This window comes from Celeribacter halophilus (assembly GCF_018860305.1).
In the GTDB taxonomy this organism is placed as follows: domain Bacteria; phylum Pseudomonadota; class Alphaproteobacteria; order Rhodobacterales; family Rhodobacteraceae; genus Celeribacter; species Celeribacter halophilus_A.
This window is the reverse complement of sequence record NZ_JAHKPE010000013.1, coordinates 172,560-198,144: the sequence shown is the minus strand read 5'-3', so window position 1 is coordinate 198,144 and position 25,585 is coordinate 172,560. Positions and strand designations below refer to the sequence as shown.

At 58.0% G+C, this 25,585-nt stretch carries 21 protein-coding genes; 9 read left to right on the top strand and 12 right to left on the bottom strand.

Annotation, left to right across the window (positions count from 1 at the left end; all coding sequences use genetic code 11):
- Positions 1 to 72: 72 nt before the first annotated feature.
- Positions 73 to 2,580 carry a penicillin-binding protein 1A gene (locus KO492_RS02635; RefSeq protein ID WP_216043538.1) on the bottom strand — a complete coding sequence of 836 codons (2,508 nt, stop codon included), beginning with the start codon at positions 2,578 to 2,580 and terminating at the stop codon, positions 73 to 75.
- A gap of 192 nt (positions 2,581 to 2,772) precedes the next feature.
- Between KO492_RS02635 and KO492_RS02630 the strand changes: the two genes are divergently transcribed.
- Positions 2,773 to 3,390, top strand: a complete 618-nt coding sequence (locus KO492_RS02630) for a class I SAM-dependent DNA methyltransferase (RefSeq protein ID WP_216043537.1) — start codon at positions 2,773 to 2,775, stop codon at positions 3,388 to 3,390.
- A gap of 197 nt (positions 3,391 to 3,587) precedes the next feature.
- Entirely contained in the window at positions 3,588 to 4,253 is a 666-nt protein-coding gene (locus KO492_RS02625) for a ZinT family metal-binding protein (RefSeq protein ID WP_216043536.1), read from the top strand.
- A gap of 45 nt (positions 4,254 to 4,298) precedes the next feature.
- Here the strand turns inward: KO492_RS02625 and KO492_RS02620 are convergent, their stop codons facing one another.
- The gene (locus tag KO492_RS02620; protein WP_216043535.1) at positions 4,299 to 5,522 is read right to left on the bottom strand and encodes an N-acetylmuramoyl-L-alanine amidase; all 1,224 of its coding nucleotides are present in this window, start codon (positions 5,520 to 5,522) and stop codon (positions 4,299 to 4,301) included.
- A 180-nt stretch (positions 5,523 to 5,702) separates the two neighbouring features.
- Positions 5,703 to 6,842, bottom strand: coding sequence for a pyridoxal phosphate-dependent aminotransferase (locus KO492_RS02615; RefSeq protein ID WP_216043534.1), 1,140 nt, complete (start codon positions 6,840 to 6,842; stop codon positions 5,703 to 5,705).
- Positions 6,843 to 7,028: 186 nt separating this feature from the next.
- Between KO492_RS02615 and KO492_RS02610 the strand changes: the two genes are divergently transcribed.
- Positions 7,029 to 7,799 carry a DsbA family protein gene (locus KO492_RS02610; protein ID WP_066606135.1) on the top strand — a complete coding sequence of 257 codons (771 nt, stop codon included), beginning with the start codon at positions 7,029 to 7,031 and terminating at the stop codon, positions 7,797 to 7,799.
- A gap of 147 nt (positions 7,800 to 7,946) precedes the next feature.
- Here KO492_RS02610 and ispG read toward each other — a convergent pair whose 3' ends face one another.
- From ispG to hemA, 3 genes are all read right to left on the bottom strand, one after another.
- A complete protein-coding gene (ispG, locus tag KO492_RS02605; protein WP_216043533.1) occupies positions 7,947 to 9,074 on the bottom strand; it encodes a flavodoxin-dependent (E)-4-hydroxy-3-methylbut-2-enyl-diphosphate synthase in 1,128 nt (375 codons plus the stop codon).
- Positions 9,075 to 9,276: 202 nt separating this feature from the next.
- The gene (locus tag KO492_RS02600; protein WP_216043532.1) at positions 9,277 to 10,482 is read right to left on the bottom strand and encodes a helix-turn-helix domain-containing protein; all 1,206 of its coding nucleotides are present in this window, start codon (positions 10,480 to 10,482) and stop codon (positions 9,277 to 9,279) included.
- A gap of 126 nt (positions 10,483 to 10,608) precedes the next feature.
- Positions 10,609 to 11,838: a 5-aminolevulinate synthase gene (hemA, locus tag KO492_RS02595; protein ID WP_216043531.1), complete on the bottom strand. Its 1,230-nt coding sequence runs from the start codon at positions 11,836 to 11,838 to the stop codon at positions 10,609 to 10,611.
- A gap of 263 nt (positions 11,839 to 12,101) precedes the next feature.
- Between hemA and KO492_RS02590 the strand changes: the two genes are divergently transcribed.
- Complete coding sequence (locus KO492_RS02590; RefSeq protein WP_216043530.1) at positions 12,102 to 13,499, top strand: dipeptidase; 1,398 nt, start codon at positions 12,102 to 12,104, stop codon at positions 13,497 to 13,499.
- Positions 13,500 to 13,843: 344 nt separating this feature from the next.
- Here the strand turns inward: KO492_RS02590 and KO492_RS02585 are convergent, their stop codons facing one another.
- From KO492_RS02585 to KO492_RS02560, 6 genes are all read right to left on the bottom strand, one after another.
- Positions 13,844 to 14,377: a chemotaxis protein CheD gene (locus KO492_RS02585; RefSeq protein WP_216043529.1), complete on the bottom strand. Its 534-nt coding sequence runs from the start codon at positions 14,375 to 14,377 to the stop codon at positions 13,844 to 13,846.
- Positions 14,374 to 15,408: a protein-glutamate methylesterase/protein-glutamine glutaminase gene (locus tag KO492_RS02580; protein ID WP_303578269.1), complete on the bottom strand. Its 1,035-nt coding sequence runs from the start codon at positions 15,406 to 15,408 to the stop codon at positions 14,374 to 14,376. Before KO492_RS02580 ends, KO492_RS02585 begins: the two co-directional genes overlap by 4 nt.
- 56 nt (positions 15,409 to 15,464) lie before the next feature.
- Positions 15,465 to 17,492, bottom strand: coding sequence for a methyl-accepting chemotaxis protein (locus tag KO492_RS02575; RefSeq protein ID WP_216043528.1), 2,028 nt, complete (start codon positions 17,490 to 17,492; stop codon positions 15,465 to 15,467).
- Positions 17,493 to 17,768: 276 nt separating this feature from the next.
- Complete coding sequence (gene rpsI / locus KO492_RS02570; protein WP_066606122.1) at positions 17,769 to 18,254, bottom strand: 30S ribosomal protein S9; 486 nt, start codon at positions 18,252 to 18,254, stop codon at positions 17,769 to 17,771.
- Between the two features lie 2 nt (positions 18,255 to 18,256).
- A complete protein-coding gene (rplM, locus tag KO492_RS02565) occupies positions 18,257 to 18,721 on the bottom strand; it encodes a 50S ribosomal protein L13 (RefSeq protein WP_216043527.1) in 465 nt (154 codons plus the stop codon).
- Between the two features lie 214 nt (positions 18,722 to 18,935).
- Complete coding sequence (locus KO492_RS02560; RefSeq protein ID WP_216043526.1) at positions 18,936 to 21,005, bottom strand: TonB-dependent receptor domain-containing protein; 2,070 nt, start codon at positions 21,003 to 21,005, stop codon at positions 18,936 to 18,938.
- A gap of 330 nt (positions 21,006 to 21,335) precedes the next feature.
- On the opposite strand from KO492_RS02560, the gene KO492_RS02555 reads away from it, so the two are divergent.
- The 5 genes from KO492_RS02555 to KO492_RS02535 all read left to right on the top strand — a co-directional run bounded on the left by KO492_RS02555 (position 21,336) and on the right by KO492_RS02535 (position 25,567).
- On the top strand, positions 21,336 to 22,550 hold the full coding sequence (locus KO492_RS02555) for an NADP-dependent isocitrate dehydrogenase (RefSeq protein ID WP_216043525.1): 1,215 nt from the start codon (positions 21,336 to 21,338) through the stop codon (positions 22,548 to 22,550).
- A gap of 247 nt (positions 22,551 to 22,797) precedes the next feature.
- The gene (locus tag KO492_RS02550; protein WP_216043524.1) at positions 22,798 to 23,364 is read left to right on the top strand and encodes a HupE/UreJ family protein; all 567 of its coding nucleotides are present in this window, start codon (positions 22,798 to 22,800) and stop codon (positions 23,362 to 23,364) included.
- A 128-nt stretch (positions 23,365 to 23,492) separates the two neighbouring features.
- Positions 23,493 to 24,185, top strand: coding sequence for a hypothetical protein (locus tag KO492_RS02545; protein ID WP_216043523.1), 693 nt, complete (start codon positions 23,493 to 23,495; stop codon positions 24,183 to 24,185).
- A 134-nt stretch (positions 24,186 to 24,319) separates the two neighbouring features.
- Positions 24,320 to 24,931 (top strand): YitT family protein, encoded by a 612-nt coding sequence (locus KO492_RS02540; RefSeq protein WP_416351220.1) that lies wholly within the window; start codon positions 24,320 to 24,322, stop codon positions 24,929 to 24,931.
- A 21-nt stretch (positions 24,932 to 24,952) separates the two neighbouring features.
- Positions 24,953 to 25,567, top strand: coding sequence for a YitT family protein (locus KO492_RS02535; protein WP_216043521.1), 615 nt, complete (start codon positions 24,953 to 24,955; stop codon positions 25,565 to 25,567).
- Positions 25,568 to 25,585: the final 18 nt, after the last annotated feature.

The following is a 25,585-nucleotide window of genomic DNA, read 5'->3' as shown; positions in this document are numbered from 1 at the left end:
TTAGATTTCGCTGACAAATACGCGTCTCAAAGCCGGGACACAAGGCCCGGCCCGAGATCAAACGCGCGGTTGTCAGTAAAGCCCGCCGGAAGACAGCGAGTTGATCGAGGCTTTTTCTGGCACTTTGATCGTCCGCCCGCCCGAGGTCTGCACCTCGCGCTCGCCGGTGCCGGAGGCTTCACCCTCGAACAAAGGCAGGTCGGAGCCCATTGCAAAACCACCGTCATACATCAGGCCGAAGATCGGCTCTTCGCCATCGCGGAAATACTCCGCCACAACATTCGGCCCCGAGGCGTTGTCATTGAGACGCGCACCGGTGTAGCGGTCGATCTTGATGAAATGTCCGCCCGGCGGCACTTTGAATTTACCGCCGCCGTATTTCTTCACGGCGTCCTGCATGAATTCATTGAACACAGGTCCACAATAGCCGCCGCCCGATGCCCCGCGCATGGCGCGCGGCGTGTCGTAGCCGATGTAACAGCCCGCCACGATATTCGAGGTAAAGCCCATGAACCATGCGTCCTTGCCGTCATTGGTGGTCCCTGTCTTGCCCGCCACGGGCACCGGCAGATTGACCTTGCCCGCCGCCGTGCCGCGCTGCACCACGCCCTGCATCATGGAGGTGAGTTGATAGGCGGTGATGGCGTTGATCATGCGTTCGCGGTTAGAAACGATCTTGGGCGCAACACCCGGATCGAGCGAGGCGACCTCACATTCCTCACAGATCCGCTGGTCGTGGCGGTAGATGGTCCGCCCGAAACGGTCCTGCACGCGGTCCACCAGTGTCGGCTCCACCCGCTCGCCCCCATTGGCAAACATGGCATAGGCCGAGACCATCTTGAATACGGTGGTTTCCTCTGCCCCCAAAGACGAGGCGAGATACTGGCCCATGTGGTCATAGACGCCGAAGCGTTCCGCATAGCGCGCCACAGTGTCCATGCCGACCTCTTGGGCCAGACGGATGGTCATCAGGTTCCGCGATTGTTCGATCCCTGTGCGCAAGGGGGTCGGACCGTAGAAACGGCGCGAGGCGTTCTTGGGACGCCAGACCCCTTGCGGCGTGTTGATCTCGATGGGCGCATCCACGATGATCGTCGCGGGTGTAAAGCCGCTGTCGAGAGCGGCGGCATAGACAAAGGGTTTGAAGCTCGAACCCGGCTGGCGGGTGGCCTGTGTCGCGCGGTTGAAGACCGAGTTCTGGTAGGAGAACCCGCCCTGCATGGCGATCACGCGGCCTGTGTTGACGTCCATCGCCATGAACGCGCCCTGCACTTCCGGCACCTGACGCAGCGTCCAGCGGATCAGATCGCCCTCGCCATTGTCGCCTGTGGTCATGCGGCGGATATGCACCACATCGCCACGGGAGAAATTGTCGCGGAAACTGCCGCGCATCCATTTGATGTCTTCGCGCGGCACGGAGACCTCGCCCACGCCATCCTCGACCATGACGGTCATAGTGCTGTCGCCGATCTCGTTGACCGCCCCGACATACCATTTTCCGTCCAGCGTCACGTCCCGCGCTACGCGCACCTGCGCCAGAGCGGTTTCCCATGTGCCGTCATCCAGAGCGGTCACGTCAATGGTCTTGCCTGTGCCGCGCCAGATGCCCAGACCGCGGTCCAGTTGTTCCAGACGCCGTTGCAGCGCATGGGCCGCCTTGGTCTGCATCTCCGGATCAATCGTCGCACGGATCGACAGGCCGCCTTCGAAGAATTCTTCCTCACCGAAGTTTTTCGACAGCTGGCGGCGGATTTCGTCGGTGAAATAGTCCCGCGTCGGCAGGCTTTCACGATAGGACGGGTAATCGCCGGTCTGCACAGACTTGATCGGCTTTTCACGCGCGGTCTCGTATTCCGCCTGTGTCAGATAGCCGTTCTCATACATCTCGCGCAGCACGAAGTTCCGGCGCGTCAACGCCCCGTCGTAATTCTTCGCAGGGTTGTAGGAATAAGGCGCCTTCGGATGGATCGCGAGGAAGGCCGCCTCTTCGGGGGCCAGTTCCGAGAGGGATTTGTTGAAATAGCTCTGCGCCGCCGCCGTCACCCCGAAAGAGCGCACACCAAGGTCGATCTCGTTGAGATAGAGGCCCAGAATCTCGTCTTTGGTCAGGGTCTGTTCCAGACGGGTGGCGAGGATCAGTTCCTTGATCTTGCGTTCGGCGGAGCGTTCGGAAGACAGCAGGAAGTTCTTCATCACCTGTTGCGTGATGGTCGAAGCCCCGCGCAGAGGGCCACCTTGGGCCGCGTCCAGTGCTGCCGCCACCATACCGCGCAGGTCATAACCCTTGTGGTTGTAGAAATTCTTGTCCTCGGCGGAGATGAACGCATGTTTCACCAGATCGGGAATTTCCTCGGGCGGGGTGTAGAGGCGCCGCTCGCGGGCAAATTCGTCGATAATTTTGCCTTCGCCGGAATAGATTCGCGAAATCGTCGGCGGCTGGTATTGCGCCAGCGCCTCGTGGTTGGGCAGATCGCGGCCATACATCCAGAAGATGCCCCCGATGACCAGCGCCATAAGAAACAGCCCCGTGGTGATCCACGAAAAAATCGTCCCTAAGAATGAAAAGATAAATCTGAGCACTGACGAGCCTTTCCCACACCCAACATCTGCGCTGACTCGCCTTTGAGCCGCACAGTCCTGGCCTTCCTTATACAGGCCTGCGCCTATGGTCAAAACATCCGCGTCCGGATCACGCGCAAATGTGAGCAGAAACACGCCACCTGTGAACAGTTTCTCTTGTGAGCACGCGCCCGCGCGCCTATGTGGCAGACTATGAAAGCCGAAGATATTCTCAGCACCTACGATAAAGAAGCGCAGACCTTTCAGAAGTTGCGCAACAAGACCCTGTTCGAACGCCCCTGGCTCGACCGGTTTCTGGCCCATGCGCCGCGCAATGCGGGGGCTGTGAGAGTGCTGGATCTGGGCTGCGGCACAGGCCAGCCGATTGCGCAATACCTGCTCGACCGGCGCTGTGTTGTCACCGGTGTCGACGGGGCCGCCAATATGGTGGCATTGTTCGAACAGAATCTGCCCAAAGCGCGTGCAATCCATGCGGATATGCGCGGGCTTGATCTGGGCGAGACCTTTGACGCAGTGCTGGCGTGGGACAGTTTCTTTCACCTCAGCCCCGAAGACCAGATCCCGATGTTCGAGGTCTTTGCCCGCCACCTCGCCCCCGGCGGCGTGATGATGTTCACCACCGGCACGGATGATGGCGAGGCCTTGGGGCAAGTGGGCGACAGCGTGGTCTATCACGCCTCCCTGTCACCGGAGCGCTATCGGGAGCTTCTGGCCGCACAAGGGCTTGAGGTCATCCGCCATATCATCGAAGACCCCGATTGCGCCGATCACACCGTCTGGCTCGCACGCAAACAAAACCCCGCCACATAACCGCCGCGACAGGCCCCTGCCCGACGCTTGCGCCCCGAGGCGCCGGACTGTTGCATAGGCCTTTCCGACCGTGTTTCCGGCTTGTCAAAAGGGTCGAGCTTTTCTTATCACCTTTCCGTTATGTTATATCATAACTAGAATCACCACAGCCGCCAGTTCATGGCCAGCCAGACGGAAATACAACACAGGAACATACAATGCTGAAAACCTCTCTCACAGTTGCAACGGCTCTCGTCGCAACCCTGAGCTTCGCACCCCATGCGCAGGCAGACCACCAACATGACCACGACCATGATGCCCACAGTCACGAACAGGCACATAGCCACGATGACCAGATCTACAAAGGCTATTTCGATGACAGCCAGATCAAGAACCGCCCCCTCTCCGATTGGGAAGGTGACTGGCAGTCGGTCTACCCGCTTCTGATCGAGGGCAAACTGGCCCCCGTTATGGAGAAGAAGGCGGAAACAGGCGATAAAACCGCCGAGGAATATACCGCCTACTACACGACGGGCTATGCAACAGATGTGGACCGGATCGAGATCAAAGGCGACATGGTAACCTTCCACCGCAAGGAGACGTCCTTCACGGGACAATATGAAGATGACGGCTATGAAATCCTGACCTATTCCAAGGGCAATCGCGGCGTCCGCTATATCTTTGAAAAAGTGTCAGGCGATGAAGAAGCCCCCGGCTACATCCAGTTCAGCGACCACCGCATCTTTCCCTCGAAAGCCGATCACTACCATCTCTATTGGGGAGAGGATCGTGCGGCTGTCCTCAAAGAGTTGACCAACTGGCCCACTTACTACCCCGCCGAACTGAGCGCCGATGACATCGTCTCGGAAATGCTGGCGCATTAACGCATCAAACGTCTCGACAACCGAGGGCGGCGCAGGTCGTCGCCCTCACTTGCGCAGTTTGCCCTGCATCACCCGCTCTTGCTCTTCCCAGTCCAGAAGCGCATCGCGGATGGCCCAAGCGGCTTTCATCCGCCAAGCCGGATCCACCAGTTTCGCGCGATCCTTGGCCGAGGACAGGAAGCCCAGTTCGATGAGGACAGAGGGCATATCCGGCGCTTTGAGCACCGAGAATCCGGCCTCAAGACGCGGGCGTTTGTGCATCCCGACGCTTTCCTCCAGATATGTCACCAGCGTATCCGCCAGACGGTCCGTGCGCGGTGTCGTTTCGGTGCGTGCCATATCCATGAGCACGGAAGCGATCACGTCATCCTGCCCTGTCAGATCCACCCCTGCCAGCAAATCCGCACGATCATGCCGCTCCGCCAGCTTTTGCGAAGCCGCATCGGAAGACCGCGCCGCCAAGGTGTAAATTGTCGCCCCTTCGGCACGGCCTTCGGCAATAGCGTCGGCATGGATCGAGATGAACACATCGCCTCCGGCCTCCCGCGCCAGCGTCAAACGGGTCTCCAACGGCACAAACACATCTTCGGTCCGTGTGAGCGTCACGTCGAACCCGCCTGCGCGGTTCAGAACGTCCTGCAATTCCCGCGCAAAGGTCAGGGTCAGCGTCTTTTCCTGCACCCCGTCCCGTTCGGCCCCCGGATCAATCCCGCCGTGCCCCGGATCAAGCACAACGCGCAACGGCCCTTCTCCGATTTTGCGCGGCGGCACGGAGGGCTCCGCGTCCTGAGACTCGCGGCGGACCAGTCGGGCATCCGGCGGCGTCCCTGCCGTCAGCGCAAATTCGTCGGAGGCGGTCGGGTCAAGGTTGAGGGTCAGAACCGCACCGCTGTCGTCGCGGGACATCTCGGCATGGACCAAGGCATAGGGCTGCGCAAGGTCAAGCACCATGCGCGACCAGCCGGGGGTGAACCCGCCAACCCGAAGCCCCGTGATCCCGCGCGAGGTGTTGAACGCCTCTGTGTCAAAGCCGGTCCAGTCCACCTCCGCAAAATCCACCACCATGCGGCGCGGATCGTCGAGGGTGAAGATACGAAACGGCACAGGCTGGCTCAGGCGGAGCATCATCTCGATACTGTCGCCCTGATCCACCAGCGCAGAGGCGGAACTGTCCGCACGCGCCAAGGCGGTCATGCCCTGTGCGGACGCCGAAACAACAGTGGACAGCAGCAGGCAGATGCCCAGAAAAACAGTTTTCAAAAACGACATGGAACCCTCGTGAAACGTGTCAGCCGCACCCTAGCGCGGCCCGCGCGGTTTGCCTATCCGTTCGCCGCAGATTTGCAGGACCCGCGGCCCGCCTGACCGGAATGTGATCTTTTCGCCCCCTACGCGCCGCCCGCTGTCGCCTCCGGTGCGAGGCGGCACATATGAGCCGATCTGGCAGGACTAGCGGTTTGCCATGAACACCGCGAGACGCTTGAGACCTTCGCGAATATCCTCGGTACTGCGGGCATAGGAGAACCGCAAGGTCTGCGCGCCGCGTTTCGGGTCGAAATCCAGACCCGGCGTGACCGCGACTCCGGCCTTGTCGAGAATCTCGGCGCAAAAGGCCTTGCTGTCTTCGGTATGTTCGGAGACATCGGCATAGATGTAAAAGGCCCCGTCCGGCGGTGCGATCTTGTCAAAACCGATTTTAGGCAGGTCTTCGAGCATCAAGCGCCGGTTTTCCGCATAGACGTCCACCATCTGCTGACAGTCCTGCCGCGCCTCCAAGGCGCCCAAGGCGGCCACTTGCGAGCCATGCGGCGGGCAGAGGAAGAAATTCTGCGCGATGCGTTCGATCACCCGCACATGATCTTCCGGCACCACCATCCAGCCGATCCGCCAGCCGGTCATGGAGAAGAATTTCGAGAAGGAATTGATAACATAGACATCATCCGAAAGCTCAAGTGCGGTGACTGCGCGGCCCTCATACTGGATGCCGTGATAGATCTCGTCGGAAATGAACGCGATGCCCTTGTCATGGCAGGCCTTGATCAGCGCGCCCATGTCCTCATGACCGAGCATCGTGCCGGAGGGATTGCCCGGACTGGCAACAATCAAACCGTCAAGCCCGTCGGGGATTTCATCCGGCACGGGTTGCAACCGGTTTTCCATTTTCGTGGGGATACCCACGGGGGTGATGTCGAGCCCGCTCAAAATCTGGCGATAGGACGGGTAGCCCGGCTCGCCCATCCCGACCTTTGCGCCTGCATCGAACAAGGCGGTAAAGGCGAGGATGAATGCGCCTGAAGAACCCGGCGTGATCACCACGCGGTTCCAGTCGAGATCGACCCCATACCAGTCCTTATAAAGCGCGGCGATGCCCTTGCGCAGTTCCGGCAGGCCCAAGGCCACCGTATAGCCCAACGGCCCTTCCTCCATCTCGGACGCCAGACGTGCGCGGGCCTTTGACGGGGCCCCTGTGGAGGGCTGGCCCACTTCCATATGGATGATATGACGCCCCGCCTCCTCGGCCACGCGGGCCGCCTCCATCACATCCATAACGATAAAGGGATCAACGACAGAACGGCGGGAGGTTTTCATGCGCTTGGCTCCTATGAAACAGTCGGCCCAACGCATGCCAGCCGCGCGCGGAAAATGCAATGCGCAGCCACCTTTGCGATGCTGCTCAACAGCTGTGCTGCGGCCTTGCGTCACGCAACTGTTGGGTGGACCCGCGTGCAGGATGTGGTAGATGCCTATGAACAGGTTTGAAACGGAGAAACACCCATGCCTTTTGCCAAAGCCTTCGCGCGCCTCGGTGCCGCGGCCCTCTTGACCGCCTCCACCGCGATCGCGGCGAGCGCTTTTGACATCACCGACATGACCGATGCCGAGCGTGAGGCGTTTCGCGCCGAAGTCCGTGCTTACATCATGGAAAATCCCGAGATGATCATGGAAGAGGCCTATGAGGTCTACCAGCAGCGCCAGTCCGAAGCGCAGGTCGCCAATGATGCCGATCTGATCGCCAAATCTGCCGATGTGATTTACGACGACGAAAACGACGCCGTTTACGGCAACCCCGACGGTGACATCGTTCTGGTCGAATTCTCCGACTACCGTTGCGGCTATTGCAAGAAAGCCTATCCGGACGTGCAGGCGCTTTTGGAAAAAGATGGCAACATCAAGCTGATCGTCAAGGAATTTCCGATTCTGGGCGAGGCGTCCATTCTGGCCGGACGTTTCGCGGTGGCCACCAAACTGGTCGCGGGCAACGAGGCCTATCTCAAACTCCATGACGAGCTGATGCAGGCGCGCGGCGATGTTTCCGAAGGTTCCTTGCGCCGTCTGGCCAACGGGCTGGAAATCGACGCCGATGCGGTGATCGCGCAGATGGAGAGCGACGAGGTCACAGCAATCCTCGCGCGCAACTACCAGCTGGCGCAGGACCTGCAAATCTCCGGCACCCCCGCGTTTGTTCTGGGCGACCAGATGCTGCGCGGCTATCTGCCGTATGATGCGATGGTGGAGATCGTGGCCGAGGTGCGCAAGAACCGCTAACTGCGTGGAACGATCACTGCGCCAAATTCTGTGCTTAATTGAGAAACCCCGCCGATCCGGCGGGGTTTTTGAGTATTTGGAGCACAAAGGAAACGCGAGCGGATGCGCAAGACGGGCGCGATTGACCGCCTTATGAGGGGCAAGCCGTTATTCGGCCGCATCCTGAGCGCGGGCGGTTTCCAGTTCTTCGGCCTTTTTCTCGACCTGTTCGACAATATGCGCAATCATACCGTCATTTGACATTTTGTGGTCCTGTTTGCCGCCCAAATAGACCATACCGTGACCTGCGCCGCCGCCGGTCCAACCGACATCGGTCATCAGCGCCTCGCCCGGCCCGTTCACCACACAGCCGATGATCGACAGGCTCATGGGCGTCTTGATATGTTCGAGGCGTTTTTCCAGCTCTTCCACGGTTTTGATCACGTCAAACCCCTGACGTGCACAGGACGGGCAGGAAATGATATTCACGCCGCGATGGCGCAGGCCGAGGGATTTGAGAATCTCATAGCCGACTTTGACCTCTTCGACCGGATCGGCGGAGAGGGAAACGCGCAGCGTGTCGCCAATGCCCATCCACAAAAGCTGCCCCAGACCGATGGCGGATTTGATTGTGCCCGACATCAACCCGCCCGCCTCGGTGATCCCGAGGTGGATCGGCGCGTCGGTGGCTTCGGCAAGCTGTTGGTAGGCGGCGGAGGCCATGAAAACATCGGAGGCTTTCACCGAGATTTTGAAATTGTGGAAGTCGTTGTCTTCGAGGATCTTGATGTGATCCATGCCGCTCTCGACCATCGCGTCGGGGCATGGCTCGCCGTATTTCTCCAGAAGGTGACGTTCGAGAGAGCCCGCGTTCACGCCGATCCGGATGGAACAGTTGTGATCGCGCGCCGCCTGAATCACCTCTTTGACACGTTTTTCATTTCCGATATTGCCGGGGTTGATCCGCAGGCAGGCCGCTCCTGCCTCGGCCGCCTCGATGCCGCGCATATAGTGGAAGTGAATGTCGGCCACGATGGGCACAGGGCTTTCGCGGCAGATTTCCTTGAGCGCGACAGAGCTTTCCTTATCCGGCACAGAGACCCGCACGATATCGGCACCGGCCTCGGCGGAACGGATGATCTGGTCCAGCGTGGCTTTGACGTCATGGGTGAGCGTATTGGTCATGGTCTGGACCGTGATCGGCGCATCGCCCCCGACCGGCACATCGCCCACCCAGATCTTGCGGCTTTCGCGACGGTCGATATTGCGCCAGGGACGGATCGGGTTGTGGGACATGGGAGCCTCTTCGAGAGTGCGCGTTTCAGTCTGCCCCTAGATAGGCCGCAGAGCGCGCGGGGGCAAGCGCCTGCTCCGTAGATGTGTCACACAGAGGGCAAGTTTGACGACACAGAAGCATAGTGAAGCGCGCCCTCCCCAGCGTGAGGCGGTGGTTGGCACGGGCGCTTGCGCGAGCAAAGGTTTCGCGGGATGGCTGGTGTTATTCTGTGGTGTTCAGGGCCACGCGGAACATCTGCGCAACCGTGTCATTCTCTGCAAGATCGACTGCCGCGAAACTCTCCGACACATCGGCAACAGAAAGTGCGACGTTTTTCACCACGGAGCCGGAAGACCCGACCGGACCGTAAGCCTGACCGTTGACCGCGAAATAGACGCCACCACCATTGCCGGTGCGCAACACAGGCGGCTGTTCCATCGAAGGCACGACATAGCGTTCGCCGGCATTGAGAATTTTCTCGAAAATGACAGAGCCATCAGCGGCTTGCACCCGCACCCAAGAGGGCAGCACGGCGACAAGGGTCAATTCCGGCGCGCCTTCGGCGGTGACCTGAACCGGTGTGTCCTCGCCTTCAGACAGCGCGGCCTCGGCGATCAGGTTGGACATATCGTTGAGAATATCTTCACGCTCGGCGGCCAGCGTTTCACCGGCCAGAGCACCAACCGTGCGCGGGTCGAGCGTGGCAATCGGCCCGTCACGCGGCACCAGAACCGGCACATCAAGCGCCTGCGGGCGATAGAGCCGGTCAAGCGCCTCAGCCGAAGGTGTGGCAAGCGAAAGGCTTTCGTCCATACCGGCCACCGTGGTGCTTTCCCCGCCAAGCGGGGCCACTTCGGAGATAACGCCAGGGGTCTGATCAACAGGGGCCAGCTTGACCTTTTGCACTTCCTGCAACACGGCCCAGCCGCCATAGCCGATCACGCCCAACAGCGCCATAAGCACGGCGGTCGAGCCAAGCGCACCCGGTTCGATCCGTGCCATAAACCCTTGCCCGCGCGGGACAAAAGAGGCGTTCGGATCGGCAAAAGGATCTTTGACAGGGGCCTGTTTTGCCACCTTGGCAGGCCGTTTGGTCGAGGCCTGCGGCGACATTCCGTGGGCCACGGAAAACCCGCTTTCCTGACAGAAACGCGAAAAGGCCCAGTCCGGATCAAGATTGAGATAGCGCGCATAGGAGCGCACATAACCGGCAATGAAACCTTGGGTTTCGAACACGGACGGATCGGCATTCTCGATCGCGGCGATATAGGTCGCCTTGATCTTGAGTTCCCGCTGAACATCCAAAAGAGACTTGCCGATGGTCGCACGTTCCCCGCGCATGACATCCCCGAGCTTCAGCTCGAAGTCGTCAAACCCGCGAGGTTGTTCCTGTTCCTCGACAGGTGGCTTGCTCCACCGCCTGATCATGCCTGTGCGCCTCAACTTGTCCCTATCCCCATGATGCCTTTGAACCTATCGTTTGCAACGATTCGTCCAAGCACCTTGATCAACAGTTATCACAAGCTCAAACAGGGCGCACAGGGCTTATGCGGTTTATCCCGCCATTTCGGCACGATTCAGCGCACAATGGCTCCAAAGCGCGTCGAGCGCCTTGATCAGATGATCCATCTCGTTGGGACCGTGCACAGGCGATGGGGTAAAGCGCAGACGCTCCGTGCCGCGCGGCACGGTCGGGTAGTTCACCGGCTGCACATAAATCCCGTAGTTTTCGAGCATCATGTCGGACATGAGTTTCGTGTGTTTCGGATCGCCCACGATCAACGGCACGATATGCGAACCGTTATCCGTGATCGGCAGGCCAAGCCCTTTGAGTCGCAGCTTGAGAATATTCGCTTGTGTCTGATGTGCTTCGCGCAGCTTTGCGCCACCCTCGCCTTTCAGGAAGGCAATGGACGCCGCCGCCCCCGCAGCCACAGCCGGCGGGATCGAGGTGGTGAAGATAAAGCCCGGCGCGTAAGAGCGCACAGCATCACACATTTTCTCGCTCGCCGCGATATAGCCGCCGAACACGCCGAAGGCTTTACCCAGTGTGCCGTTGATGATGTCGAGACGGTCCATCAGCCCGTCGCGCTCGGCCACACCGCCACCGCGCGGACCATACATGCCCACGGCATGCACCTCGTCGAGATAGGTCAGCGCGTTGAATTCATCGGCCAAATCGCAAATTTCCTTGATCGGCCCGAAATCACCATCCATCGAATAGACCGACTCAAAAGCGATCAGCTTCGGCGCAGCCGGATCATCGGCGGCCAGAAGTTCGCGCAGGTGGTCGAGATCGTTGTGGCGGAAAATCCGTTTTGCACCGCCATTGCGACGAATGCCCTCGATCATGGAGGCGTGGTTCAATTCATCAGAATAGATGATCAGACCGGGAAACAGGGTCGGCAGCGTCGAAAGCGTCGCGTCATTGGCAATATAAGCCGAGGAAAAGACCAGCGCAGACTCTTTGCCGTGAAGATCGGCCAGTTCTGCCTCAAGACGTTTGTGATATACTGTGGTGCCGGAAATATTGCGCGTGCCACCTGAGCCCGCACCCGTTGCATCCACCGCTTCTTTCATGGCGTCGATCACAACCGGATTCTGCCCCATGCCGAGATAGTCGTTGCCACACCAGACAGTGACCGGCTGCTCGGACCCATCGGGACGCTTCCACGTGGCATGCGGATACTGGCCACGTTTGCGTTCGATGTCGATGAAGGTCCGGTAGCGTCCCTCGTCATGCAAACGTTGGAGGGCTTCCTCAAGCTTCGCCGTATAGTCCACTTCTTTTCCTTTCGCGCGTCGCGGGTCTGCCTGTTTTAGCGGCATCTTGCGAAAATTGCGACTCACATTCACATTCCACAAGGGATTAAACCAAAAAGACCCTTTTCAGGCATGTGCAGCCCTGAGAACTGCACCTTCCTTTTAGAACGACTAAAAACCCTTTCTACATGATCTATGTCAAGCGGCCCTGCCCCTCTGGACACCAGATGTGATCGGCGTAAGCTGCGGCAAATTATCCCGAGCAAGACCAAAGGTTTCCTATAATGAACACACGTCTCGATCCGGTGCTGTCGCGCATCGACTCCAGCCTTGAGGCTTCCCTCGAACGGTTGATGGACCTTTTGCGCATTCCGTCGATCTCCACCGACCCTGCCAACAAGGCCGATTGCCTCAAAGCCGCCGAATGGCTGGTCGCCGATCTCAAATCTCTGGGGGCCGAGGTCGAGCTTTGCCCGACCCCCGGTCATCCGATGGTTTACGGCAAGATCGGCCCCAAGACAGCCAATGACGCGCCGCACCTGTTGTTCTACGGGCATTATGATGTGCAGCCGGTCGATCCGCTCGACCTCTGGGACCATGATCCTTTCGCGCCCTTCATCGAAGACCGCGAATCCGGCAAGGTGATCCGCGGGCGCGGTGCCTCGGATGACAAGGGCCAGCTCATGACTTTTGTCGAAGCCTGTCGCGCGTGGATTGCCGAACACGGCGAGATGCCCTGCACCATCACCTTCTTTTTCGAAGGCGAGGAAGAAAGCGGCTCCCCCTCGCTCATCCCCTTCATGGAAGCCAACAAGGACAAGCTCAAAGCCGATCTGGCGCTCATCTGCGACACATCCATGGTGGCGCCCGGCGTGCCCTCAATCTGTTCGCAGCTGCGCGGGATGCTCAAGGACGAGTTCACCCTGACCGGCCCGACCATGGACCTGCACTCCGGCCATTACGGTGGCCCCGCGCTCAACCCGCTGCGCGAAATCTCCAAAATTATTGCGAGTTTTCACGATGATGAAGGTCGCGTGACCGTCAAGGATTTCTATGACGGCGTCGAAGAAGTGCCCGCCGACATTCTGGAACAGTGGAAGGGCTGCGGCTTTGACGAAAAGGATTACCTGTCCTCCGTCGGCATGTCCGAAGCCCACGGCGAGCGCGCCTATTCCACGCTGGAGCAGCAATGGGCCCGCCCGACGCTGGAGATCAACGGGTTGTGGGGCGGCTATCAGGGACCGGGCACGAAAACCGTGATCCCTTCGGAGGCGCATTGCAAAATCACCTGCCGTCTCGTTGGCAAACAAGACCCCGATGCCATCCGCAAAAACCTGCGCGCCCATGTGGAAAGCCGTCTGCCCACAGATGCCAAGGTCACATGGAACCAAGACCTTGACGGCTCTCCCGCTGCAGTGATGAACACCAGCCGTCCGGAATTCGAAGCCGCACGTCAGGCGCTCACCGAGGAATGGGATCGCGAAGCCGTGTTTGCGGGCATGGGCGGGTCCATCCCGATTGCGGGGTTCTTCACCTCCATTCTGGGTCTCGACTCGATGCTCGTGGGCTTTGCCGAAGACGACGACCGCATCCATTCGCCGAATGAAAAATACGGGCTGAAGAACTTCCACAAAGGCATCCGCTCCTGGGCGCGTATTCTCGATGCGGTGTCGAAGAGTTAACCCAGAGCTTTCAAATATCTCCGCCTCTCTCGGACATTGGCATGTACCATGTTTGGGGGAGGTTTTGACTGCCGGTGAGGCAGAAGGGATATCGACCTCCTCTCGAAAAAGTTGAAGTGCTTTAGATATTTACACAGCCCCGCCGGTCACGCTGGTAGGGCTGTGACTTTCAAGTCTCTGTCCCACCCGTGTTCGAGAAGATCACAACATGGGCTCATTCCCGAAACACCGTAACTGGTCCGGCCATTGGCTCGGGCTTTCACCCCGCGCTCCAACAGAGCCGGTCCGATTGTGATGGCGCAGCGCATCACAAACCGTGATCTTGAGGTAGTATATTTTCAACATCAGAAAAGCTCCAGATCACTGGAAATTTCCGGCAAGGGCCGTTTTTCGACAATATGTGTGTCCTCAACCAACTTTTGACGGGCCTTCCCCTGAGCCGGAAAAAATTCCACGCGGCGGGCCTGCACGCCTCCGAGGCTTTGACCATCACAGGGAATCCCCTCCCTCTCAAGATAGGAGAGGACGAATCGTCCGTTCTGGTTGCCCACATTGGTCAGGCCTTTGTACATCTCCGCGCCGCCAAACACCTTGGCCCGCAAACGCCCCCGCAGAGCACCGGAGCGGATCAGCGCATTGATCAGAAGCTCCATCGCATTGGCCCCGAAAGAACTGACATCGCTGCGTGACGGTGGGCCGTCGGGCAGCAGGAAATGGTTCATGCCGCCAATTCTGGCCACAGGATCCCACAAACAGGTCGCCACACAAGAGCCCAAAACCGTTGTGATCACGGCATCTTCCGCGTCCGCAATCGCGTATTCACCCTGTGCGATATAAGTGCGAAGATCGCTGGGCTGTTTTTGCAAAATCGCCGTCATGTCACCTGTGCTTTCACGGGAGTTTCACAGAGGTGCAACAGTGTTTCGCCGAACTTGTCCAGATCAGCCCAAGCCTCGACCCCACCCATTTCACCAGCCACGCGCGGCATACCGTAAACCACGCATGTTTCCTTGCTTTGACCCAGAGTTTTCGCCCCCGCTTCACGAAGTGCCTTCATCCCTGCTGCGCCGTCTGAGCCCATTCCGGTCAGTATCCCGGCAACCATCCTCGGTGCGTGCTTCACGGCGGACAGAAACATGGAGTCCACTGACGGGCGATGTCCGGACACAGGCGGACCTTTATACAAGTTCACCCGCAGATCTGTCCTCCCCGTAATATTGAGGTGATAATCGCCCCCGGGGGCAATCATCACCTGTCCCTGACGCAAGGGCATACCATCGCGAGCCAAGCTGACATTCGGCTGCACCAAAGGGTTAAGGCGGGCGGCAAAACTCACCAGAAATGGTGCGGGCATATGTTGCGTGATGAGCGTCGGCGGGCAGTCAGCGGGAAAAGTTTTTAAAATCCGTTCAATTGCATCCACAGCCCCAGTTGAACCGCCGATCAAGCAAATTCGCCTGTAGTTTCTATTCGACCGCGACACGGAAATTTCCCCTGCCCTGCGCGGATCATTGACCCGTGCGCGGGCGGCCGCCGCAACGGTATCTGCCAGCTTTGAAAAGCTATCAAGCCCGCCGCCCAGCTTCGGCTTTTCAACGCAATCGACAGCACCAATAGACATAGCTTCAATAGCGACATCACTGCCACGCCTTGTGAGGGTCGACACCATGACAACCGGCATCGGGCGATGACGCATAAGACGCTGCAAAAATTCCAAGCCACTCATCCTGGGCATCTCGACATCAAGTGTCATCACGTCAGGCCGATACAAGTTGACTGCATCACGCGCCTCACGCGCCGTCCCCGCCTCTCCTACGATCTCAAGTCTCTGGTCGGCCTCAAGAATAGAGCGAATGAGACGCCGCATCGTGGCCGAGTCGTCCACAATCAAAACACGTATAGGTTTCACATCAGCCTCCCCTTTGTTCGGGTCGTTTCCAACTCATGTTTTCCCTGCAAAGCGCTCTAGAAATCTTCCCAATCATCTTCCAAAACAACAGCCGAAGTCTCCGGCGCATTTACCGCTTTTCGAGCGGGACCAGTCGTCTCTGGCGCCCGCGTATTTTCGTAAGACGGTTGACCGACAGGCATCTGCGACGGTTGGGACGATTTCTCCGACAGCTGATGTAGCGTTCCTTTTTCATCCATTTTTTCGGCATTCATCGCAGATGCTTTGTGATCTGCGGCAATCGAAAACCGCGACGTGGTCTGGGTCAGGTTCTCGGCTTCTTTGGTCAAAGCATGGCTCGCCGCCGTGGTCTCTTCAAACATAGCGGCATTCTGCTGTGTGACCTGATCCAACTGGTTCACCGCCGTGTTGATTTCGGCAAGCCCCGAAGATTGCTCGCGCGAGGAAACTGCGATTTCGGATACGTTGTTAGAAATCTCCGAGACGGACGCCACAATACCGCTCAATGCCTCACCGGTTTCGCCAACAAGACTCACGCCGCGCTTCACCAGATCGCCCGACTTGGAGATCAAATCATTGATTTCACGCGCGGCATCTGAAGATCTTTGCGCAAGCGCGCGCACCTCGGATGCAACCACTGCAAAACCGCGACCGGCCTCGCCAGCGCGCGCCGCCTCGACGCCTGCGTTCAGGGCCAACAGGTTGGTCTGGAACGCAATGTCATCAATCACCGAGGTGATCTTGGAAATCTGATTTGACGAGGTTTCGATTTCACTCATAGCCTCGACAGCCTGCTGGACCACCTTGCCGGAGGCTTCCGCGTTTGTCTTTGCCGTATCCACCATCACCGAGGCTTGGTTCGCACCATCTGCGGCCGAACGGACGGATGAGGTCAGTTGGTCCAAAGCGGTTGCTGTCTGTTCAAGAGTCGCGGCTTGCTGCTCCGTGCGGCGCGACAGGTCATCTGCTGCATTCGAAATTTCCGAAGCCTCGGAACGGATCATGTCGGCATTTTCAACCACATTGCGCATCGCATTATGAAGGTTGTCGACTGCGTGATTAAAATCTTTGCGCAGGGTTTCATATTCACCGGAAAACGCCTCGACAATACGGAAGCGCAAATCTCCGCCGGCCAATTTTTTGAGACCGATGCGCAGCTCCTCAACCACGCGGTCCTGCTCGGCTTTCATACGCTCCCGCTCGGCTTCCGCGGCTCTCAAAACCGCCTGACTTTCCGTAACATCCAAGCCCAGAAGAATGATGCGGGATGGTCGTCCGGCACCGTCCACAAGCGGGCTGAATATGCCCTCCACAAGGCAGGCCATCCCTTCGTCCGAATTGAGAACTTTGAAACGCCCACTGACATTCCCACCTTGCGTCACACAGGCCCAAACATCTGAGTGATCGCCATCCTCCCGTGAGTCCAAATCGAAAATATCTTCATAACGCTTCCCAAGAAGATCGGTGGCCTCCAGCCGCAACAATCGCGCGAAATTATCATTCACAGTCAACAATTGCCCATCAGGAGTGAATTCTGCCCTCACCTGATAACTATCCAGAACAGAGAGCACAGTTTTGTTGCTTCGGCTTTCAGTGATATCAGCCACTTCCAGAACATGACCGGCCCGCGCACCGTCATTCTTGTTAACCGCATTGATTTTGAGCGCAAAATACAGCTCCCCCACCTTGGCTTCGGTCTCATAGGGCCGTTGCTCTGTCCCAGATTGGAGGATCTGTGCGGCCTCCATATCCTGAAACATGTCAGCCACGTTTTTGCCGCGCATATGTGCCGCATTAAAATGGCCGAGATGCTGACAGAGGGCATCCTCGCTCCGCTTCAATAAAACCTGTGCCGCAGGGTTCACTGCGGAAATGTTCAATGAGTCATCAAGCAATATCAAAGCTGAGGGAGACGCCTCGAAAGATGCGGTTTTGAGCAACTTGTCGTGCAGCGCCTCCTCAGAAGCCCCCGCGTCAGTTCCGCTGGCCTCACTACGGGCAGCCGTAGAATCATGCTCTCCGCCCGCAGCATGGTCCGTGACAGATGATTTGGTCATCAACTTGATATTACGAAAAAACTTCATCTCTCTCTCCTGGCCTTCCGATCAGATTGAAGCCGCATCTGACGGTCAGACGGCTGATCAGTGTGTGGGCAGAGCCCGCTTCACACTGTTTCATGCCGCAAAGGAGTGAAGATTCATTTAAGCCCGATGCATTTTACAGGCTTCATCATGAAGGGAGGGTTTTGGCGAAGGTCTTGGACACCTGCGCCTCAAAAGACCGAGGCAAGCCACGCACTCCAAACGAAAAACGCCCGCTGAAAGCAGCGGGCGTTTGTCTTTGTTTCGGGTGTCCTGCGATTAACGCTTGGAGAACTGGAAGGAACGGCGAGCTTTGCGCTTACCGAATTTCTTACGTTCCACAACACGCGAGTCGCGGGTCAGGAAGCCAGCGGCTTTCAGAGCGGCGCGCAGTTCCGGGTTGTAAAGCTGCAGAGCTTTGGAGATGCCGTGCTTCACAGCACCGGCCTGACCGGAGAGACCGCCACCTTTGACAGTCGCAACAACGTCAAACTCGCCTTCAACACCAGCAACCTGTGCCGGCTGTTTCACGATGAGTTGCAGCACCGGACGCGCGAAGTAAACGTCCATGTCCTTGCCGTTGACGGTGACCTTGCCGGAGCCCGGCTTGATCCAGACGCGGGCAACAGCGTCTTTACGCTTGCCGGTTGCGTAGGAACGGCCCAGTTCGTCACGAACGGGTTCACGGGGCGCAGCCACTTCAGCGACGGCTTCGCCACCGGCGACGGCGTTCAGCTCGTCGAGGGATTTGATTTCATCAGCCATGATTATGCGCTCCGGGTGTTTTTCTTGTTCATGGATTTGACATCCAGAACTTCGGGATTCTGAGCTTCATGCGGGTGCTCGGCGCCCGCGTAAACGCGCAGGTTGGTCATTTGCTGGCGGGACAGTTTGCCGCCCGGCAGCATGCGCTGCACAGCTTTGATGACAACGCGCTCGGGGAATTTGCCCTCGAGAAGTTCACCCATGGAGCGGGACTTGATGCCGCCCGGGTGGCCGGTGTGCCAGTAGAAGCGCTCGTCGGTGCGTTTCTTGCCGGTGAGTTGCACTTTGTCGGCGTTGATCACGATGACATTGTCACCCATGTCCATGGACGGGGTGAAGGTGGCTTTGTGTTTGCCACGCAGACGCATGGCGACGATCGAAGCGAGACGGCCAAGCACGACACCTTCGGCGTCGATGATGATCCATTTCTTGTCGATGTCCGCCGGAGTTGCGGAAAAGGTTTTCATAGGTTCAGCCCTTATGGGATAGGAATTCGATTGAGCGTGTTCTAAGCATTTCCCGCGCCACGTCAAGCGCCGAAAGACTGCATAAACCGTTATATATCAAAGGCTTGCAAAATAGGTATTATTTTACCCCACAAAATACGCATAAAACACACTCAAATTGGAAAAACCTGCCCCAAAGGGACAGGCTCACCTTCGCAATCATATCCGAAAGGGATCAGAAACGGTAGGTCATCCCCAGCTCAACCGTTCGGCCACGCCCGCCAATCCCGTCACCAAAGAGGCTTTCGCCCGAAGTGGCGAGCCCCGTGCCTGCCTCACGGTAAAATTTATCGAACAGATTCTCGACGCTGGCGTATAGCTCGAACCCGTCACTCACCTGCCACGACCCATAGAGGTCGAACACCGTGTAAGAGGCGAGGTCCACCGTGGTTCCGCTATAATCCGTAAACGAGGTAAATGTCGCCACAGAACTTTCGCCAACATATCGCACACGTCCACCGACACGCGCATCGCCATTGAGTAGCTTCACGCCCAGATCAAGCGTCGCATAGTCATCCGGCAGCTGACCATATGTGTCCATACCAACACCGGCGTTGTTGCTGATCGGCTGCTCCGTATCCGCAAGCGTCAGAGACAGCGATCCGAAGAAGCGCTCTGTATCAAACCCTGCGGACAACTCGATCCCCTTCATGGTCACAGTGCCATCCGTGTTGATAAAGCGGACGTTGCCATCACTGTCTTCTTGGTAGTTGATAAAGTTCTCAATATCGGACTGGAACAACGTCGCCCCTGCCCAGAGACCTTCACGCCCGAAATTCACACCAAGCTCGAATGTATCGGCGGTTTCCGCCTCAAGATCGGGATTGGTGAGAACAGAAGAGCTGGATGTCGCGTGCGATCCACCGCTGTAGAACATTTCCGTAACGGTCGGCGCGCGCATGGTTTCGGCATAAGAGCCATAGACAGACCACGCATCGTTCAGATGGTAGCGCGCAACGAGGTTGCCATTCAGCTTGCCATCGTCACGCGTGACATCCTCACCGTCGATCGTACTGTCCAACTGGTAATAATCATAGCGCACACCGCCACCGAAATCCCAGTCGCCAATCGCATAGGCGGCATTGAAAAACGCGCCGGATTTGGAGAGTTTACCCGCCGCGTTTGCGCCAGAGGTGCTTTCCTCGGTGTCGAAATCATTCGACGTATAAGCCACACCATAGTCGAACAAGAGATCACCAGCCGCAATCGACAGCTTACTACGGTTGCTCAGGTTTGCCCCGAAGGTTTCATCTGTGCCGTTGCGTCCGAGATAGCTGCCCGAGGTTTTGCCTTCCCCTGTCGGGAAATTGAAACTCATATCTTGCCAGTAGACTTTCGCCTTCATATCAATCAGCGGATCACCCGGATTGTATGCCATGTCCGCGATCACGCTCTTGCGTTCCACATCCCAGATGTAGCCGGAAGAATCTGTCGGATAAAACGTGTTCTGGTAATCCTGTGCCGTCAGATTGAACTCAAGATCGGCAGAGGGACGATACCGCATCTTCGCCAGAATGGTGCGCGGTTCATCTTTATAATATTCGCTGGTCTCTGTCCCTGCCCCGTCTTCAAACGGACCGTGATTGTAACCGCTCACCGCAGCAAGACCGCCCCATGTGCCATCTTTGCTCTGAACGGCTCCGGCCAGTGTCGCAGAAACGTCGTTGCCATTGGTGCCAAAGCTCAGCCGCGCCATACCGCCGGTGGTTTCTCCAGCGTCCACCAGATCGTCAATCCCGATGGTCCGAAAATTTGCCGCTCCGGCCAGAGCGCCAAGACCATCCGCCCCCGCAACGGCCCCCTTGGCGATATCGGCGCCGATGACCAAGCCCGGATCAAGAAACACCTGATCATCGTATGACCCACCATGACCGGAAATATTGCGGAATGTCTGCGGAATACCGTCGATCATGGTGTTGACACGACCATAGCTTTGCAGACCCCGAATGTTGACGGTCACTGTCGGACTGTCCGCGGGAGATCGGGTAAAGGCCCCTGCGGTCGCACGCACGGCGGTGCCAATATCATTGCCATATTGCTCGACAATCAAGGCACCTTCCAATTCCTCGACGGAAGCCCCCGATAGCGTTTTGGTTGTCACTTCCCCCTCTTCGCCCTCAACCACAATCGTGTCGAGAACCGTGACCTCTTGGGCCAGTGTTGCAAGCGGAAAAGATGACGCGAGAATAGCGGCACTGCACAGCAGCCGCATACGCGCCAGTTCAGGCCGTGAATAAGTTGACATATCAACCCCCTCATAAATTGTGTGATGACTGCTCTGGTATCTCGGGGGCTTGTCGCTACCTGGAAGCTCTGCGCCATATGGCAAAGCCTGCAATCACGCTGCTGCTACATATTCCGAGTATTTTTATCAAGATTGCCGGACATCCCATCAGCGCCTCGTTGCGGAAATGACACATTTATACGCGACAACCTGAGATACCCGTCAAACGCAGAAGCGACACGGGCCGCGAACCTCGTCTAAGTATGCATTGGTATACAAAGCCATTTCACTCCCCGCAAAATTGCGGTAGAAGACAAACGACTCTTCCAGACCCCTCATGGAGATCCCCAGATGACTAAGATCAAGGTAGACAATCCCATTGTCGAAATGGACGGCGATGAAATGACCCGCATTATGTGGGACTTCATCAAGAAGAAACTGATCCTCCCCTATCTCGACCTCGACCTGCTTTATTACGATCTCGGCATCGAGGAGCGCGACCGCACCGAAGACCAGATCACCATTGATGCGGCGATGAAGACCAAGGAAGTCGGCGTCGCGGTCAAATGCGCCACGATCACGCCGGACGAGCAGCGCGTCGAGGAATTCGGCCTCAAGAAAATGTGGCGCTCGCCCAATGGCACGATCCGCAACATTCTGGGCGGCGTTGTGTTCCGCCAGCCGATCATCTGCAAAAACGTGCCGCGCCTTGTGCCCGGCTGGACCGATCCCATCGTGGTCGGGCGTCATGCCTTTGGCGACCAGTATAAAGCCACCGATTTCACCTTCCCCGGCAAGGGGCAGTTGACGATGAAATTCGAGGGCGAAGACGGCACCGTGATCGAAAAGGTCGTCTATGATGCCCCTTCGGCGGGCGTCTATCAGGCGATGTACAACCTTGACGACTCGATCCGCGACTTTGCCCGCGCCTCGCTGAACTACGGGTTGAACCTTGGCTGGCCGGTGTATCTGTCCACCAAGAACACCATTCTCAAAGCCTATGACGGTCGCTTCAAAGACATCTTCCAAGAGATTTACGACGCGGAATTTGCCGAGGACTTCAAGAAAGCCGGCATCTGGTATGAGCACCGTCTGATCGACGACATGGTGGCCTGTGCGATGAAATGGTCCGGCAAATTTGTCTGGGCCTGTAAGAACTATGACGGTGACGTGCAATCCGACACCGTGGCGCAGGGCTTTGGCTCGCTGGGTCTCATGACCTCGCAACTGATGACGCCCGATGGCAAGATCGTCGAGGCCGAGGCCGCCCACGGCACCGTGACCCGACACTATCGTCAGCATCAGGCGGGCGAAGCCACGTCCACCAACTCGATTGCCTCCATCTACGCATGGACCGGTGGTCTGAAGCACCGCGCCAAGCTTGACGGCAACGAACAGTTGATGCGCTTTGCCACGACGCTGGAAAAAGTCATCGTCGACACGGTGGAAAGCGGGTTCATGACCAAAGACCTCGCGTTGCTTGTCGGCCCCGACCAAGGCTGGCTGACGACGATGGGCTTCCTTGAGAAAATCGACGAAAACCTGAACAAGGCTCTGGCCGGATAAACGCGAGACCTGACACAGCATCTACAGGCCGGAGCCACGTTGCTCCGGCCTTTTTCATGTCTATTTTTTGAGCAAACGCATAGATTTCAACAAAAACTCCCGATGCGCGCCTTGAAAACAGGTCGTCCATTCGACAGTCTGACCGGTGGAACAGGCGCTTTCCCTGACCGGAAGCGCAGCACATCGCCACTCAAAGGCGCACCGCCTTTCTGGCTCGGACCAACAGACCCAACACAGAATGACAGCCATGAAAAAACATTTCCTCACCGCGCTTTGCGCCCTCGTCGCCAGCCCTGCCCTCGCCCATCTGCCGCCGGAGCAACACGGCTCCTTCATGGCCGGCGCATCCCACCCGCTCTTCGGGCTTGATCACATCATCGCCATGATCGCGGTCGGGGTCTGGGCCATGCAGATCGGCGGCAAGGCGGTCTGGGCCGTGCCTGCCGGATTTGTGGGCGCGATGGCGCTTGGGTTTATGGGCGGGATCGCGGCGCTTCCCCTGCCGCTCGTGGAACCGATGATCCTCGCCTCCGCTGTTCTGATCGGTCTTCTGGCCAGCTTGGCAGTCAAACCCGGCCTTGCAGGTGGTGTCGCTATTACGGCTGTTTTCGGCCTGTTTCACGGTCACGCGCATGGTGCGGAACTGGGGGCGGCTCAGGCTCTGGGCTTTGGCGCAGGCTTTGTCATTGCCACGGCCCTGCTCCATGCCGCAGGCATCCTTGCCGCCCGTTTGACCGCCCGCGCCCTGCCCTATGGCCCGCGGCTTCTGGGCGCTCTGGCAACCCTGATGGGCCTGTCGCTAATGATCGGCTAATCCAACCTACATTGACGGAACGAAACGGATTGCGCGGGAAAATTTCCGCGCAATTTTAAATATTAAAGGATCCTTAAACCTTCCGCGCCTATCCTCCCACAAAACGGAAGACAGAAGGTTTCCCGATCATGCAGATCCCCTCTGCCGCACAGATGTGGACCCGATTGCGCTTGGGACTGGAGCAGACGCAGTCTTCGAACACCACCGTCAGCCCCACAGACCAACCCGCGATGCCGCAACCTGCGGAGCAACCTACGGCACGTCATCCCGCGGGAAAGGCCGTCCAAACTGTGGCGCAAGACACGGGGCGCACGGCAGTTGCCACAGATGAACAGAGCGGGCCACACAGGGATATTGAGAGGCCTCAGGATACACAGCCGCAAGGTATCGCCTCCCAAAATATCATCCGTGACGCGGCCCCGCTCTTTGCCAAATATGATCTGAGCCGGATCACCCCCAAAGAGATCGACACACTCGCTGCCGATCTCAAAGCCGCACGGTTCGACGATCTGGGGTTTGTCATGGCGCTGGAACGCCACGGTGCCGCCTATCATGCGGAGATGATGGCTTCGGGCAGCGTCTACGGTCTGGAAAACCCCGCCTTCGACGCAGAAGCCCCCGTTGACCTGATCGAGAAGACCCGCAGCGAACTGGCATTGGCGCAGCGTTATGGTCTGGACACGGACCGTCTGGAAAGTCAGGTCTTCAAACTGGAAACGGCTCAAATGAGTCGCGCGGCCAGTGCTCCCACCGGCATGGCCAACCCACAACTGGCGGAGACTCTGGTGCTGTTTCAGGCCCAGCGGCTATGGATCGAATAAGTGGCATTTACCGCCTAGATTTGCCCAAAATTTTCGCAGCCGTATGAATTGCTCACGCCCACCACCTGCTTTGTTTGTTTTTACGCTGGACAGGTCAGCAAAGCTGTCCTATTTTCAGACTCATGCCAGCGCCCATGCCCCTCACCCAGAGCCCACACAAACACAGCCCCTTCGAGGATGTGCAGGGTTTCTCCATTGCGCTCATCACCACCGCAATCGGACTGACCATCATCTCGCAACTCGGGTTCATCACCGGACAGACCGCAGGGCTGGCACTGGTGATTTCCTACCTGACCGGCTGGTCCTTTTCATGGGTGTTCTGGCTCATCAACATCCCGTTCTACGCGCTGGCCTATTTCCGCATGGGGCGCGAATTTACCATCAAATCCGCGCTCTGCGTCACCGCGCTGTCGATTCTTGTGGCCGTGATCCCGAACTGGATGACATTCTCCCATCTCGATCCGCTTTTCGGCACCATCGCCTTTGGCATCCTGACCGGATACGGGCTTTTGGGCACGTTCCGGCACAAAGGCTCGCTTGGAGGGCTTGGCGTGGTCGCGCTCTACGCGCAGGATCAATTCGGCATTCGCGCAGGGCTTGTGCAACTGTGCTTCGACGCTGTGCTCTTTACCGTTGCTTTCTTTCTTTTCGAACCGACGCGTGTCCTGTATTCGCTGCTAGGTGCGGTGATCCTTAACGGTGTGATCGCCTTCAACCACCGCCGCGACCGCTATATTGCCGACTGACAGGACGACCGAGGACAGATCATGCAAACGGATGCACAAAAAGCCGAGAAACATACGTGGTTCGAGGATCTACAGGGCTATCTTTTCGGCACCTCCATGTGTGCCTTCGCCCTTGTGATGCTGCGCTCTATGGGGCTGATTACCGGCCAGACGGCGGGGCTTGCGATCCTGATTTCCTATGTGTCCGGCTGGCCTTTCGGCTGGGTGTTCTTTGTCGTTAACCTGCCGTTTTACTGGTTCGGATACAAACGTATGGGCAAGGTCTTTGTCGGCAAAACCTTTATCAATGTCGCGCTGATCTCCGTGCTTTCCGAATGGTTTCCGACCATGCTCACCTTCGACACACTCACCCCGTGGTTCGGCGCCATCATGGTCGGCTTCATGACCGGCGCGGGGCTCATGGCGATCTTCCGGCACGGCGGCTCACTGGGCGGCTTGGGCATTCTGGCCCTCTATATGCAGGACGCGACCGGTTTCAAAGCAGGCTATGTCCAACTGGCTTTTGATGCCTGCCTCTTTGCCGTCGCCTTCTTTTTCATGCCCCTGCCGCAAGTACTCTATTCGTTGCTGGGGGCGGTGGTCGTCAATCTGGTGATCGCCATCAACCACCGTCGCGACCGCTATATCGCCATGTAACCTGATCCGGGAGGACGA

Excerpts from the sequence above, each read along its gene's own strand:
- KO492_RS02630 (WP_216043537.1), top strand. The coding sequence starts at position 2,773 with ATGAAAGCCGAAGATATTCTCAGCACCTACGATAAAGAAGCGCAGACC.
- KO492_RS02625 (WP_216043536.1), top strand. The coding sequence starts at position 3,588 with ATGCTGAAAACCTCTCTCACAGTTGCAACGGCTCTCGTCGCAACCCTG.
- KO492_RS02620 (WP_216043535.1), bottom strand. The coding sequence starts at position 5,522 with ATGTCGTTTTTGAAAACTGTTTTTCTGGGCATCTGCCTGCTGCTGTCC.
- KO492_RS02615 (WP_216043534.1), bottom strand. The coding sequence starts at position 6,842 with ATGAAAACCTCCCGCCGTTCTGTCGTTGATCCCTTTATCGTTATGGAT.
- KO492_RS02610 (WP_066606135.1), top strand. The coding sequence starts at position 7,029 with ATGCCTTTTGCCAAAGCCTTCGCGCGCCTCGGTGCCGCGGCCCTCTTG.
- ispG (WP_216043533.1), bottom strand. The coding sequence starts at position 9,074 with ATGTCCCACAACCCGATCCGTCCCTGGCGCAATATCGACCGTCGCGAA.
- KO492_RS02600 (WP_216043532.1), bottom strand. The coding sequence starts at position 10,482 with ATGATCAGGCGGTGGAGCAAGCCACCTGTCGAGGAACAGGAACAACCT.
- KO492_RS02590 (WP_216043530.1), top strand. The coding sequence starts at position 12,102 with ATGAACACACGTCTCGATCCGGTGCTGTCGCGCATCGACTCCAGCCTT.
- KO492_RS02585 (WP_216043529.1), bottom strand. The coding sequence starts at position 14,377 with ATGACGGCGATTTTGCAAAAACAGCCCAGCGATCTTCGCACTTATATC.
- KO492_RS02575 (WP_216043528.1), bottom strand. The coding sequence starts at position 17,492 with ATGAAGTTTTTTCGTAATATCAAGTTGATGACCAAATCATCTGTCACG.
- rpsI (WP_066606122.1), bottom strand. The coding sequence starts at position 18,254 with ATGGCTGATGAAATCAAATCCCTCGACGAGCTGAACGCCGTCGCCGGT.
- rplM (WP_216043527.1), bottom strand. The coding sequence starts at position 18,721 with ATGAAAACCTTTTCCGCAACTCCGGCGGACATCGACAAGAAATGGATC.
- KO492_RS02560 (WP_216043526.1), bottom strand. The coding sequence starts at position 21,005 with ATGTCAACTTATTCACGGCCTGAACTGGCGCGTATGCGGCTGCTGTGC.
- KO492_RS02555 (WP_216043525.1), top strand. The coding sequence starts at position 21,336 with ATGACTAAGATCAAGGTAGACAATCCCATTGTCGAAATGGACGGCGAT.
- KO492_RS02550 (WP_216043524.1), top strand. The coding sequence starts at position 22,798 with ATGAAAAAACATTTCCTCACCGCGCTTTGCGCCCTCGTCGCCAGCCCT.
- KO492_RS02545 (WP_216043523.1), top strand. The coding sequence starts at position 23,493 with ATGCAGATCCCCTCTGCCGCACAGATGTGGACCCGATTGCGCTTGGGA.
- KO492_RS02540 (WP_416351220.1), top strand. The coding sequence starts at position 24,320 with ATGCCCCTCACCCAGAGCCCACACAAACACAGCCCCTTCGAGGATGTG.
- KO492_RS02535 (WP_216043521.1), top strand. The coding sequence starts at position 24,953 with ATGCAAACGGATGCACAAAAAGCCGAGAAACATACGTGGTTCGAGGAT.